This is a genomic window from Chryseobacterium oncorhynchi, from assembly GCF_002899895.1.
In the GTDB taxonomy this organism is placed as follows: domain Bacteria; phylum Bacteroidota; class Bacteroidia; order Flavobacteriales; family Weeksellaceae; genus Chryseobacterium; species Chryseobacterium oncorhynchi.
The window spans coordinates 806347-820388 of the sequence record NZ_PPEI02000001.1 but is presented as its reverse complement, the minus strand read 5'-3'; the positions used below and the strand labels follow the sequence as shown (position 1 = coordinate 820388).

General features: G+C 33.6%; 15 protein-coding genes. 12 read left to right on the top strand and 3 right to left on the bottom strand.

Annotated elements, in window-relative coordinates; genetic code table 11:
• The first annotated feature begins 11 nt into the window (after positions 1-11).
• The 7 genes from C1638_RS03830 to C1638_RS03800 all read left to right on the top strand — a co-directional run bounded on the left by C1638_RS03830 (position 12) and on the right by C1638_RS03800 (position 5508).
• Complete coding sequence (locus tag C1638_RS03830; RefSeq protein ID WP_076352193.1) at positions 12-515, top strand: GbsR/MarR family transcriptional regulator; 504 nt, start codon at positions 12-14, stop codon at positions 513-515.
• Positions 516-663: 148 nt separating this feature from the next.
• Positions 664-1476, top strand: a complete 813-nt coding sequence (locus C1638_RS03825) for a DCC1-like thiol-disulfide oxidoreductase family protein (RefSeq protein WP_109618340.1) — start codon at positions 664-666, stop codon at positions 1474-1476.
• 11 nt (positions 1477-1487) lie between these two features.
• Positions 1488-2270, top strand: a complete 783-nt coding sequence (locus C1638_RS03820; protein WP_109618338.1) for a fatty acid desaturase family protein — start codon at positions 1488-1490, stop codon at positions 2268-2270.
• A 3-nt stretch (positions 2271-2273) separates the two neighbouring features.
• Positions 2274-2756, top strand: coding sequence for an SRPBCC family protein (locus C1638_RS03815; RefSeq protein ID WP_109618335.1), 483 nt, complete (start codon positions 2274-2276; stop codon positions 2754-2756).
• A gap of 46 nt (positions 2757-2802) precedes the next feature.
• On the top strand, positions 2803-3507 hold the full coding sequence (locus C1638_RS03810) for a YqjF family protein (protein ID WP_109618333.1): 705 nt from the start codon (positions 2803-2805) through the stop codon (positions 3505-3507).
• A 65-nt stretch (positions 3508-3572) separates the two neighbouring features.
• Positions 3573-4472, top strand: a complete 900-nt coding sequence (locus tag C1638_RS03805; protein ID WP_109618331.1) for a TIGR01777 family oxidoreductase — start codon at positions 3573-3575, stop codon at positions 4470-4472.
• Between the two features lie 88 nt (positions 4473-4560).
• On the top strand, positions 4561-5508 hold the full coding sequence (locus C1638_RS03800) for a T9SS type A sorting domain-containing protein (RefSeq protein ID WP_109618329.1): 948 nt from the start codon (positions 4561-4563) through the stop codon (positions 5506-5508).
• 92 nt (positions 5509-5600) lie between these two features.
• On the opposite strand, the gene C1638_RS03795 is transcribed toward C1638_RS03800, so the two are convergent.
• Complete coding sequence (locus C1638_RS03795; RefSeq protein ID WP_109618327.1) at positions 5601-6482, bottom strand: hypothetical protein; 882 nt, start codon at positions 6480-6482, stop codon at positions 5601-5603.
• Positions 6483-6885: 403 nt separating this feature from the next.
• Between C1638_RS03795 and C1638_RS03790 the strand changes: the two genes are divergently transcribed.
• The 5 genes from C1638_RS03790 (at position 6886) to C1638_RS03770 (ending at position 12539) form a co-directional block, all read left to right on the top strand.
• On the top strand, positions 6886-7149 hold the full coding sequence (locus C1638_RS03790) for a hypothetical protein (protein WP_228428014.1): 264 nt from the start codon (positions 6886-6888) through the stop codon (positions 7147-7149).
• Positions 7150-7377: 228 nt separating this feature from the next.
• On the top strand, positions 7378-8766 hold the full coding sequence (gene lpdA / locus C1638_RS03785) for a dihydrolipoyl dehydrogenase (RefSeq protein WP_109618323.1): 1389 nt from the start codon (positions 7378-7380) through the stop codon (positions 8764-8766).
• 67 nt (positions 8767-8833) lie between these two features.
• The gene (locus tag C1638_RS03780; RefSeq protein WP_109618321.1) at positions 8834-9436 is read left to right on the top strand and encodes a hypothetical protein; all 603 of its coding nucleotides are present in this window, start codon (positions 8834-8836) and stop codon (positions 9434-9436) included.
• Between the two features lie 104 nt (positions 9437-9540).
• Positions 9541-11484: a S9 family peptidase gene (locus C1638_RS03775; RefSeq protein ID WP_109618319.1), complete on the top strand. Its 1944-nt coding sequence runs from the start codon at positions 9541-9543 to the stop codon at positions 11482-11484.
• A 254-nt stretch (positions 11485-11738) separates the two neighbouring features.
• Positions 11739-12539: a patatin-like phospholipase family protein gene (locus C1638_RS03770; RefSeq protein WP_109618317.1), complete on the top strand. Its 801-nt coding sequence runs from the start codon at positions 11739-11741 to the stop codon at positions 12537-12539.
• 57 nt (positions 12540-12596) lie between these two features.
• On the opposite strand, the gene C1638_RS03765 is transcribed toward C1638_RS03770, so the two are convergent.
• Together C1638_RS03765 and C1638_RS03760 are read right to left on the bottom strand one after the other, a co-directional pair.
• On the bottom strand, positions 12597-13037 hold the full coding sequence (locus C1638_RS03765) for a hypothetical protein (RefSeq protein WP_109618315.1): 441 nt from the start codon (positions 13035-13037) through the stop codon (positions 12597-12599).
• A 231-nt stretch (positions 13038-13268) separates the two neighbouring features.
• Positions 13269-13973 carry an ABC transporter ATP-binding protein gene (locus tag C1638_RS03760; RefSeq protein WP_109618313.1) on the bottom strand — a complete coding sequence of 235 codons (705 nt, stop codon included), beginning with the start codon at positions 13971-13973 and terminating at the stop codon, positions 13269-13271.
• Positions 13974-14042: the final 69 nt, after the last annotated feature.

Here is a 14042-nt window from a genome sequence, read left to right as displayed (position 1 = left end):
AAGTATACAAAATGCAACTTTCAGAAGCAAAAGAAAAATACATTCAGACCTGGGGAACCTTTGCTACCAATTGGGGGATCAATCGTACCATGGCACAGGTGCATGCTTTGCTTTTGGCAAGTGGTAAAGCACTATCTACTGATGAAGTAATGGAGCAACTTGAAATTTCAAGAGGAAATGCTAATATGAATCTTCGTGCCTTGATAGATTGGGGGATTGTAAGAAAAGAATTTATAAAAGGAGATAGAAAAGAGTACTTTGTCGCTGAAAAAGACGTTTGGTACCTTTTCAAACAAATCACCAAGGAACGTAGAAAGAGAGAGATTGAACCGGTAATTTCTTTTCTGGAAGAACTAAGAAATATTGATGATGACGAATCAGAGGAAGCCAAGGAATTTATCAAACTAATGAATGACTTCAGCTCTGTAACCGGGAAGATCAACAATATTATGGATCTGGCCATAAAGAGTGATGATCACTGGCTGGTAGGGAAGATTACCAACCTGCTGAAATAGATGAGAAAGGATGAAAGTCCTTTTTTATTTCAAATTAAGTTTCAAAAATTACTGAAAGTTTTAAATTAATAATAATTATGAAAAATTTTATTATCCATTTATTTCTGATCCTTTACTTTAGAAATAGAAGAACCTAAAATAATCACCTATGAAAACACTCAAAAACCACACATTAATCTATGACAATGAATGTCCGATGTGTAATATATATTCCAAAGGATTTACAAAATCAGGAATGCTTGATGAGGAGGGTAGGGAAGCTTTCACGGAATTATCCTACAGAAATAGAAGCCTGATAGATTTTGACAGGGCAAAAAATGAGATAGCTTTAGTAGATCACAACCAAAATAAAGTGACTTACGGTTTAGATAGTTTGCTTTTAATCATTGGAAATTCATTTCCATTGTTGGAAAAAATAGCCAGAATACAACCTCTATATTGGTTTTTCAAAAAAATGTATTCTTTTGTTTCTTATAATCGAAAACAGATCATTCCCTCAAAGAAAGATAATACAGCACAATCTTGTGTACCGGATTTTAATTTAAAGTACAGACTGGGTTACATGGCATTTGTAGCAATTTTTTCAGCCTATATTTTAAGTATGTTTTCAGGAAAAATTGGGATGAACCTAACTCCGAATTTCTTCAGAGAATTTGCTGTATGTTTAGGACAGATCCTTTGGCAAACTCTATTTTTAAAGGCTTATTTAAAGGAAAAAATTTGGGATTACCTTGGAAATATGATGACGGTTTCATTAATAGGTACGCTGCTTTTAATTCCAGTCTTGATAACAAGCTTTTCTCCTGTTTTCTACCTTATTTACTTTGGAATAGTAGTATTCATTATGTTTCTGGAACATATAAGAAGATGTAAGATATTACAACTGAACTATTTTCCAACCATTTCATGGATTTTATTCAGAATAACAGCCCTAGCCATTATTATTTTAACAACCATTTAAATAGTAAAGTCATGAATCATATTGAACTCATAAAAGCAGTAGAATGGAAAGACCTTAAAAAACTTTCTGTGAAAGAAATGCTGATCGAAAACAATATCAGTTTGCCATGGCTTTTGATCTCATTATTTTTAGCTTACAATGAATATTATTGGCTGGCATTACCATTCTCAGGATTTTATTTCCTGACAGCGCTTAGGCAGGTTCACAATGGTTTTCATAATTCTTTAGGAACAGGGAAATTTCTAACTTGGCTATCGCTGTATTTGAACAGTCTTACCATGATGGCATCCATTCATGCTGTAAAATTCAATCACATCAGGCATCATAAATTTTGCCTTTCTGAAGAAGATTATGAGGGGAAATCTGCCTCAATGAAATGGTATGAAGCTATTCTTTATGGACCCAAACATATGTTTCTGATTCACAAAGTAACCTTTAAAAAAGCAAATAAAATGTACAGAAGAAATATGTTTTTGGAACTGGCTTCAATAGCTATTGTTATATTCTTTGTATTTCATTTTCAAATCCATTTTCTGATCTACCATGTATTTGTAATGATTTTTGGAGAATTTTTAATGGCCTTTTTTGCAGTCTGGACCGTTCACCATGATACCCATGAAGATCCCAATATAGCAAGAACACAACGGGGATTCTGGAAAAATAAATTAACATTCAGTATGTTTTATCACATGGAACATCATCTTTTTCCTGCAGTTCCCACCATCAAGCTTCCTGAGTTGGCCGAGAGAATCGACAGAACACTTCCTGAATTAAATAAAAAGCAAACTTTTTGAGATATGTCAAGAATTTATTTAGAAACCCTAATCAACGCTGATATTCAATGTGTTTTTGATTGGGCAAGAAATATCGATCTGCACCAAGAATCAACTTCTAGAACGCATGAAAAAGCAATTGCAGGACGTACATCTGGTTTCATTGAAGAAAATGAAACCGTAACCTGGAAAGCTAAACATTTGGGTGTTTATCAAACTCTTACCACAAAAATTATAAGTATGGATAAACCCAGCCAGTTTACCGATGAAATGCAGAAAGGAGCTTTCAAATCCTTGCATCATCAACATATTTTTAAGAAAGTAGATGGGAAGACACTTATGATAGACATCTTTGAATTTGAATCTCCATTAGGAATTGTGGGAAAGCTTTTCAACACAATTTTTCTTAAAAACTATCTTCGAAATTTTCTGTTGGAAAGAAATAAATTGATAAAAAATAGAGCAGAATCTACTTCTACGACTACCAGCCAAGAGATTATAACTTAATCTAACATAGAATACCATTTCATCAAATTACAAAACATATCCAATTATGAATTTTTTAAAAGCCGAATGGCGAAAACTAGCCATCATCAATTACGAGATCAGCCCAGACCTATTATTACAATACCTGCCTGAGGGAACAGAACTGGATTTCTACGAAGGCAAATGTTACGTAAGCTTAGTAGGATTCATGTTTTTAAATACAAAATTATTAGGTTTGCCAATCCCTTTTCACCGCAATTTCGAAGAAGTAAATCTCAGATTTTATGTAAAGAAAAAAGAAAACGGAATCTGGAAAAGAGGAGTGGTTTTCATCAAGGAAATTGTTCCAAAACCGGCTTTAAGTTTTGTGGCGAATTCTGTGTACAAGGAAAATTATCATACCATGCCTATGAAAAATCTGATTCACGAGAAAGAAGATGAGTTATTGATTAAATACTCTTGGAAAGATAAAAGCTGGCATTCCATTCAGATTAAAGCAGAAAATGAGGCAAAGCCTATGGAGGAAAACTCAGAATTTGAATTTATCACAGAACATTATTTTGGTTTTACCAAAAAGGAAAATACGACCTCCGAATATGAAGTATGCCACCCGAAATGGGATTGTTATGAGGTGAAAGAGCATCAATTAGAAATAGATTTCAATAAGCTCTACGGAAAAAATTTTGAGTGTCTGAATCATCAGGAACCTGTTTCAGTAATGCTTGCAGAAGGTTCTGAAATAGAAGTGAAAACAAAGAAGTATATTATATGACAAGTTTTAAATAATTTCTAGATAGAATTTTGCTTCTCATATCCCAAATTTTAAAAACTATAGAAATGAAAATAATTATAGCCGGAGGTACCGGATTCCTTGGTGAAAATCTTGAAAAACACTTTGCAGAAAAAGGAAGTCAAGTGTATATTCTTACCCGTAGACCCAAACGTAAAAATGAAATCTATTGGGATGCAAAAACTATGGGTGAATGGAAAAATATTCTTGAACAAGCAGATGTTCTGATTAATCTTACAGGAAAATCAGTGGATTGCCGTTATCATGAAAAGAATAAAAAAGAAATCTATACTTCAAGAATTGAAAGTACCAAAGTGCTGCAGGAAGCAGTGAATCTGTGTACGGCTAAACCAAAAGTATGGTTGAATGCGAGTTCAGCAACCATTTACGTGCATTCAGAAAAACATTTGAATACAGAGGATGACGGCATTATTGGAGATGATTTCTCAATGAATATATGCAAAAGCTGGGAACAAGAATTTTTTAAGATTAAAAATGAAGAAACCCGAAAAGTAGCACTTCGTACTTCCATCGTTTTAGGAAATAATGGAGGAGCTTTTCCGAAGTTGAGAATGATTACAAAATTAGGCTTAGGAGGAAAACAGGGTAGAGGAAACCAAATGGTAAGCTGGATTCATATTGAAGACTTTTGCAGAGCCGTAGAATGGATTATTCAAAATGAAAATATGAGCGGTGTAATCAATATAACGGCTCCTAATCCAATATCTAACGAAGAAATGATGGGAAAGCTTAGAAAACAGATAAACATTCCGTTTGGAATGAATGCTCCCGTCTGGCAGTTGGAATTAGCATCAATATTCCTGAAAACAGAAACCGAGTTATTACTCAAAAGTAGAAATGTTTATCCTGAAAATCTGATGAAAAGCAGATTTCAGTTTTTGTATCCGACCTTTGAAGAAGTCGTTGCTAACCTGTTTAAGAATTAGTCAGTTTTTCCTTTAAACTCTAAAGATTATTTTGAAATTTGTATCTAAAGATTTATCTTTGGCCCTTTACAAAAAAAACTAATTAATTATGAAAAAAAGTATTTTTTTATTATCATTTTTGATATCAGCTTTAGGGTATTCACAAGTATTGGAAGATGAAAATTTTAATTCTTATCCCAATGGTACAATTACTGATTGGTATGTTGTTGGAAACCCTGCCCCCGTTTTGGAAGCATTGCCATTAAACGGAGAGAAAGTTCTTAAGGTCACTGTTCCTTATAGCCATGTACCGAATATAGTGGAAATACAGAAGAACCAAAATTTTCAGAATTTATGGAATAATAGACAGGTAGGTAATAATATCATAAAAGGAGAAATAGATATTTTAAACTCTAATATTTATATGGCAGGTAGCATTGGTGTTTTTGATACCAATGGTCAACAAATAGTTGGAATCTGGACGGGAAGCGCCTCTTCCAATGGACCTATTTATGGAACAGCAAAGGTTGTAAAGAAATCGGATAATACAGTCACTACTTATGATGTAATGTTGAGTAACTCTTCATCGAATCCAGTAAAAATTTCGTATACCTATAATTCTGAGACAGGTGAAGTTAGTTGGAAAACTCCTACAAATACTTATATATTAAACTCCTCCAATCCTCAATATAATGTGATTCCTAATCAGAGTATTAAGGAAAATAAAATAAGATTAGAACTTATTCATATGTCAAGTGCATCACTTACAATTGATAATTATAAAACCGAGGCAATTTCTGATGCAGCTTTAAATACTTCAGAACATACAATTGTAAAAAATAATAAAATAAGTATTTATCCTAATCCATCCAAAGATTACATTAATATTGATGCTAAAAATATTAAGAGTATTGAAATAATGGATATGACAGGAAGAGTGGTAGATAAACCTGCTGTATCATCAAGCGTAAATATATCTAACCTTTCTTCAGGGAACTATATGATAAAAGTAACAACGGATAATTTTACAACAACAGAAAAGATCATTAAGAAATAGGTAATAAAGTTATTATACCAATACCTAATACAAAAGGCTGCTTTTAAAGCAGCCTTTTGTATTTGTAATAGTTAAATATGTAATTAAAGTCTCTAATATTTCCTTGCCAGTAAAAGATTCAGTAAGAAAGTTCCTGTCCAGTTACTGTTATTAGTTCCGTTAGTCCCAACGAAGTCTATACGGGCAACAGACACTGTCAATCTTGTTCTTCCACTTGTACCATTGTTGGCCAAACTTACAAAGGATGCCGTAAATACATCAGGGAAGCTGGAATTATTTCCTGCAGTAAGAATAGGGTACATATTGGTAACATTGAATGGCGCTCCTTGATACTCATAAACAATAGTCATTCTACTTGTATTAGAATAAGCAGCCGTATGGGCATTGGTTACAGAGGCTTTACTGATAACCCACCATACATCGGTTCCTGTTCCTGTGTCGTAAGTAGTAACAGCATGGTTTGACCAGTCATTAACTCCAGGTGATCCGTTTCCATGAGGAGGGATGGATACTTGTGCTCCATAAATTTCCACATTACTAGGTTTAGGAAGAACCGTAAAGGATAGATCCCATGTTCCACCGGTGGTATTACTGTTATTGACTACTTCAGCATAAGCTCCTGTAGGAATTACAAACGAGGCAACCGGTGTATTGTCAATTCTTAGCGTGTTACCACTTGATGCCTGAAGGGTAATACCAAATGTAGATATGTTTTTAATCTTATAAATTCTTCCGGTATAGCTGTTAGTCCCGGTTCCTATAACGGGAAGAGTAAATGTAGCATTATTTGTTCCATTATAAGTTATATAATGATCAGTAGGCAGGATGGTATAATTTGTGGCTGTAACCTGGCTATAGCCAGCTCCTAGTGAACCGTTTATTGCTAAAGTACTATTAGGGGATGTTGTATTAATGCCTACTTGTGCATTTACAAAAAAACTTCCAAGCAAAAGAACCAAGATGTATTTTTTCATTTCATTTTTATTTTTAATTGGGTTTGAACAAAATTATAAAAAAAATAATCTAAAAATACACTATTTAGTGATTTTTTATAATCTTTTAATTGTAATCTCTATTTAGTGATATGTTTTATAGTGTTTAGAATCTGTTTGTTGGAAATTTTTTATCTTCTAATTTTAATAGGAAATATCAATTAAATGGGATTTAATAACTCCTGATAATTAAATTGTTTTACATCATTTTATGTATATTTTCATATACAGTTAGATCCATATTTTAATTTAAAGAGTAGAAGAATTTGTATCGAGCTATTAACCCACAAAAAAAATAATGGTATGATATATGTACATTTTATGTAAACCAGAATGTATTTAATTGATCATAAATTGATTAAAAGCATTCAAAAATATAGACATCATGAAAAAGTTATTAATTTCAACAGTATTGTTATTAGGTTTATCGATGAATGTTTCTGCCCAAAAACGTCCGCCAGAACCTCCACATCCTTCAAAAAGCGAAATGGTAAATATTAAAATGCAGGAAATTACCAAAAAATACAATATTGAGAAAAAATTGATTCTTAATCATCCGCTTGCCACCAAACAGATGAAGAGAGATCAGATGAAAGCCTTAAATCAAAGATATGCCACTGAAAAACGATTGCTTAGACAGGCTAAATAATACAGATTTCTTACAGTTTTTAAAATTGAAAACGACTGTTTTTCCAATTTAGATTTTGATAAATTTTCAATATAAAATAACATTTATTGATAGAGAATGCGTTTTGTGTTCTCTTTTTTTGTTTAAAATTTAATAAAAACAGCTTTGTTTATACATTTTAAGATCAGATTATAGAAACATGAAACATCCAATATTTTTCCTTAAATTCGCATAAAAATTTTTAAAGTAATGAATTACGATATTATTGTTATTGGAAGTGGTCCTGGTGGATATGTTACTGCAATCAGAGCAGCGCAATTAGGTTTCAAAACCGCAATTATCGAGAAAGAAAACTTAGGTGGAATTTGTCTTAACTGGGGATGTATCCCAACTAAGGCTTTATTGAAATCTGCTCAGGTTTTTCATTATATCAACCATGCTGAAGATTATGGATTAAACAAAGTGGAAGCTAGCTTTGAATTCCCGAATGTAATTCAGAGAAGCCGTGGTGTTGCCAGCAAAATGAGCAAAGGAATCGAGTTCTTAATGAAAAAGAATAAGATAGACGTAATTCTTGGTACTGCAAAAGTACAGAAAGGTAAAAAAGTTTCTGTTACAGATAAAGACGGTAAAGTAGTTGAGTATACTGGAAGCCATATCATTATTGCAACAGGGGCACGTTCAAGAGAATTACCAAACTTACCACAGGATGGTAAAAAAGTAATTGGATACAGACAAGCATTATCTCTTCCTGAACAACCAAAATCTATGATCGTTGTAGGTTCTGGAGCTATCGGGGTAGAATTTGCTGATTTCTATAATACAATGGGAACAAAAGTAACTGTTGTAGAATTTATGCCAAACATCGTTCCTGTAGAAGATGAGGAAATCTCTAAACACTTAGAGAAATCTCTGAAAAAATCAGGAATTGAGATCATGACAAACGCTTCTGTAGAAAGTGTTGATACTACAGGAGAAGGAGTAAAAGCGAACGTTAAAACTGCTAACGGAAATATTACTCTTGAAGCTGATGTATTATTATCTGCTGTAGGTATTGCTGCAAACATCGAAAACATTGGTTTAGAAGAAGTAGGAATCCAGACAGATAAAGGTAGAGTTTTAGTAAACGAATGGTATGAAACTTCAGCACCTGGTTACTATGCAATCGGAGATATCATCCCAACTCAGGCATTGGCTCACGTTGCTTCTGCAGAAGGAATCACTTGTGTTGAGAAAATTAAAGGAATGCATGTTGAGAAAATCGACTATGGCAATATCCCAGGATGTACATACTGTCACCCTGAAGTAGCTTCAGTAGGTCTTACAGAAAAGCAGGCTAAAGAGAAAGGATACGAAATCAAAGTTGGTAAATTCCCTCTTTCTGCAAGTGGTAAAGCTACTGCTAACGGAAATACAGATGGTTTCATCAAAGTAATTTTTGATGCTAAATATGGTGAGTGGTTAGGATGCCACATGATTGGTGAAGGAGTAACTGATATGGTTGCAGAAGCTGTAGTAGCAAGAAAACTGGAAACTACAGGTCACGAGATCATCAAATCAATCCACCCGCACCCAACAGTTTCTGAAGCGATTATGGAAGCAGCAGCAGCAGCTTACGGTGAAGTAATTCACATCTAATCTGAAATTATACAGAAATTTATATAACAAAAGCTCAGATTTTTCTGAGCTTTTTTAATTGATTTTCATGAAAAAAATTACCTTTTTATTTTCTTTACTCTGCTTTGTATTTGTATTTTCCCAGAAGCAGTTTCAGTATAAAGAAAATCATTTTCCTGTAAAATATGTATTAAAAAACTCTACAGATACGATCAAAACAAGAGTTCAAAATATTGGGATTTTTACTAACAAAAAATTTTCAGCCGCTACTTACATCAAACAAGTGAATATGTTGGATTCTTTGGGAAATAAGAATGTGATAAGTGAATTTGATATTGATTATATGGAAGTTACAGACCCTCAGAATGTCATAAGAAAATTTACTTCTTCAACATCACTTCATCTTGCTAAAAATGATTTTGGTCTTATAGAAATAGTATATCATGGTAAAATAAGTTGGTATAGAGATTACTTTTACGTTGGACTGGTTGGCTACAAAATGAATAAAGTAGATTTTCTAATTGATCAGAAAGATGGAAAGCTTACCAATGAATCCGGTTTTTTTAATCCTAGTATTAAAAATAATCTTAAAGAAAAATTGAAAGATTATCCTGAACTTCTGGCATTAGTTGATAAATCAAAAAAAGATGAAGATCTTATCAAAGTTCTTGAATTATATAATAATGAATAATGTGCCTATTTGAAAGGTAAATAAATAAAAATTCTAATCACACAATCACAGATTTTATCTGTGGTTTTTTTGTGAAAAATAACTAATTTCGGTAAAAATTTAACATGAGAAATAAATCTATCATAGCCCTTTTTATGCTGGCGGGAATATTTTCCCAGGCACAAAATAAAAATGAATTTGTAACTCCCAACGAAAATCTCGTTGCAGAAAATATATTGCCTATTCCAAAGTCTTTAGGTCAGGCCATTAAAAAATATTCAGAAGGAAGAAATGCAAGCCTTGTAGATATTCATCCTAATGGTAAAGAGATTCTTGCAGTTACTCGTTTTGGTTCAACAAATCAGCTGCATAAGATCATTACACCAATGGGTGCGAGAAAGCAAATTACATTCTTTGAGGAGCCTGTGAATACGGGTTCTTATGAGCCTATAAAAGGAGAATATCTTGTGTATTCAAAAGATACAGGCGGGAATGAATTTGGACAGCTTTACAGCCTGAATTTGAAAACGATGGAGTCTAAACTTCTTACCGATGGCGGGAGGTCTCAAAACGGTGGGATTACCTGGAAAAAAGATGGTTCCGGACTTTATTTTACTTCCACCAAAAGAAATGGAGGAGATCGTGATATTTATTATATGAACCCTTTAAAACCAGAAGAAACCCAGCTTGTTTTAGAACTGAAAGGTGGTGGTTGGGGAATCAACGATATTTCTAATGACAATAAAAAATTATTGATCACAGAATATGTTTCTGCTAACGATTCCTATTTATATCTTTATGATTTGGAAACAAAAAAACTGGAGCCTATTACAGACCGAAAAGAAAAAGGAATTGTTCAGCTTAATGCTTCTTTCGGGAAAAATCCGGATGAAATTTACTACGTTACAGACCGTGATAATGAGTTCAGTCGACTGGCCGTTTTTAATTTAAAAACTAAAAAAAATAATTATCTGACGACTTCCATTCCATGGAATGTTGAAAGTTATGATTTATCCAAGGATAAGTCTAAGCTTGCCTTTATTACGAATGAAAGTGGAATCAATAAACTATATATTTTAGATACAAATACACAGAAATATGCAGCTGTGAGTAAAATTCCTGTAGGGCTTATCGGAGGAGGTAAGTTTTCCGGAGATGGAAAAACGGTTTATTTCTCACAATCAACAGCCAATTCCGGCTCGGATATCTATAAAATGGATATGGCTTCTCAGAATATTGAAAGATGGACAGAAAGCGAACTTGGTGAAATGCAGCCCGCAGATATGGCTATTCCAAAATTGATTGACTGGAAAAGCTTTGACGGAATGAAAATTACAGGTTTTTATTATCCTGCGTCAGCAAAGTTCACGGGTAAAAGACCGGTCTTGATTTCTATTCACGGTGGCCCTGAGGGACAATCAATGGCGAGTTCTTTGGGGGGATCCAATTATTTCTCCAATGAAATGGGAATTGCCCTGATTTATCCTAACGTAAGAGGGTCTTCAGGATTTGGAAAAACTTATATCGCAGCAGATAACGGATATCTGAGAATGAATTCTGTGAAAGATATAGGAGCCTTATTAGATTGGGTTGCGCAGCAGCCAGAACTGGATAAGGATAGAATTATGATTACAGGTGGAAGCTACGGCGGATTTATGACACTGGCTACAGCGTATGAATATGCTGATAGAATCAGATGCTCTATGGATGTAGTAGGGATTTCGGACTTTAATACGTTCCTTAAAAATACAGAAGAGTACAGACGTGATCTAAGAAGAGTGGAATATGGGGATGAAAGAATTCCTAAAATGGCCGAATTCTTTACTAAGATTGCTCCTCTCAATAATATTGATAAGATTAAAAAGCCAATGTTTATTGTACAAGGAACCAATGATCCAAGAGTTCCTGTTTCCGAAGCTGTCCAAATGCGTGACAAGCTAAAGGGACAAGGAAAAACCGTATGGTATCTTGAAGCTAAAAACGAAGGACATGGATTCAGGAAAAAAGAAAATGTAGATTTCCAGCGTTTGGCAATGATCAGATTTATGCAGGAATACTTGTTGAAATAAGAGTATTAGACTAAAAATAAAATACATTACGCTCATGAATATTTGATTGAATATTTATGAGCGTTTTTTTATGATTGATGACTAATTTGTCTCAAAATATCAGTGTATTTTATGATCAGTTAAGTTAAGTAATTTTTAAAAAGAAGTAATTTTCATTTATTTTTAAAAATGAGATTTTGTTAAAATAACTTTAAAATCAGCATATTTATAAAAATTAACCTAATTATCTCAAGCTGTTTTCATACATTTATTCAATGAATTTTGAGAAAGTAGGACTAGTTTTGTCAGGCGGCGGTACCAAAGGCATCGCTCATGCAGGGGTATTAAAATTCTTAAAGGAAAAAAATATAGAAATAGATACTCTTTCATGCTGTAGTGCAGGATCTATTGTTGGATGTCTTCATGCCATCGGGAAAAGCCCGGATGAAATTCTGGAATTTTTCAATTCAGTATATTTTTTCAATTGGAAGCATTTTGCTTTTAACCAGCCGGGATTGGTTTCCTCAGTTATTTTCAGAAACTATTTAAGGCCTATTTTTCATGATATGAAATTGGGCGATTTGGATATTGATGTGAAGATTGTAGCTACAGAACTGGTTGGCGGAACTCAGAAAATTTTTGATAGAGATTTTGAAGTGGTAGATGCCATTATAGCCTCTTGTTCTATCCCCGGAATTACAACGCCCTACATTATTGGAGAGGAAATGTACTGTGATGGAGGTGTTTTGAATAATTTTCCTGCCGATATCATCAGAGATGAATGTGATAAACTTATTGGGGTATTTGTGTCACCACCCAATGAAGCCAAAATCAAAGATCTGAATTCAATTAAGGCTATTGTTTCCCGTTCTTATGATCTCCTTTCTTACAGAATAGAAAAGGTAAAATTCGATTACTGTGACTGGTTTATATCTTCCCAAAAACTGGCCACCTACGGAACATTTGAACGCGGAAAAGACCGTCTTGAACAGATTTTTAATATAGGATATGAAGCCGCAAAAGAAAGTTATGATGGCAGCCGTTTTCTTATAGGACTAAGCCAATCCGGCGCATAATAAAAAGATGCTGGAAAAGATGTTTCTCTTCCAGCATCTGCTCAAACTAATCTTATATTAATTTTTTACAACCTGTCCGTCCTGACGTACAATTTCTTGATCATTTGTATCATATACGACCAGTGTATAAGGCGCTTTTTTGGCTGAGTCAGTAAGGTAATTTCTCCAAACCTGATAGCTGTGGCCGTCATTATTGAAGTTGATATAATAATTTCCTCCCGTTCCATCAGGAATTAATTCCCCATCACTGATAATCATGCTTGGTTTAGCTGTGATCTTTGCACCGGCATTCCAGGATTGATAAAGATATTTACCGTTAGGCTGTTTATCAATTCTAATCTTAAATTTTTTAGTTTTAATAATTACCGTCTTAGGGATCTTTTGAAAAGTAGAATGAAGAGAAATGTTGTCAATCTTTAAATCATTCGGGGTTTCCTTAGCGTAGACAAAAGAAAACTGAGCTAAAGAAAATGCTCCTAATAAGAAATACTTAATCATATTATAATGGTTATTGGTTTACTTTTCAAACATCATCAAATATGGCGCCATTTTTTGGAATTATAATAATGAGAAAGTTACTACATAATTACCCGTGAAATCGAAAGATTTGCTATAACCTCAGAGGAATAAAGTCTAATTTCTAAATACTTAGATGTGCTTTATGGACATAAAGAGTTGCCACTTAAATAATTTTAAGTGTTAAAGAAGATTTTTAAAGAGGGTGAATTTTTAATTAGATATAGCAGTGTAGCTGGCAAAGGCCTCTTCTAAGCTGTTGAATTTGCCTTTGAACTCATCAATAGGACAGTCCTGAAGAATATTTCCCTTATGAATAAGAATTACTCTTGAGCAAAGTGCTTCCACTTCTTGCATAATGTGGGTGGAAAGCAGAACTGTCTTTTGTTGGCCAATCTCTTTTACTACATTTCTGATTTCCAGAATCTGATTAGGATCTAAACCGTTGGTAGGTTCATCAAGAATCAACAGATCCGGTTGATGGATAATAGCTTGTGCCAATCCAACACGTTGTTTGTATCCTTTTGAAAGTTGTCCGATTTTTTTTGATTTTTCTGGAGTAATTCCTACCAGTTCAATCACTTCATCTACTCTGGATTCAGAGATTTTATGGATGTTGGCTACAAACTGAAGATATTCCTTTACGTACATTTCCAGATAAAGTGGATTGTTTTCAGGAAGAAAACCTATTTTCTTCTTGCTCTGGATTTCATTTTCGGAAATATTCAGGTCATTAAAAATAATCTCTCCCTGATCAATTTTCAGTGCTCCTACAATGGATTTCATCAATGTCGATTTTCCGGCACCATTAGGGCCAAGAAGACCAATGATCTCATTTTTGTCAATAGAAATATTGATGTTATTTAGGGCAGTCTGTTCACCAAATTTTTTGGTTAAATTGATAATCTGAAGCGGCATAATTTTTAATGTCTTTCTGCAAAAATAAAATAAAAAAACTCATTCGATGGAATGAGTTTCGCAATATTT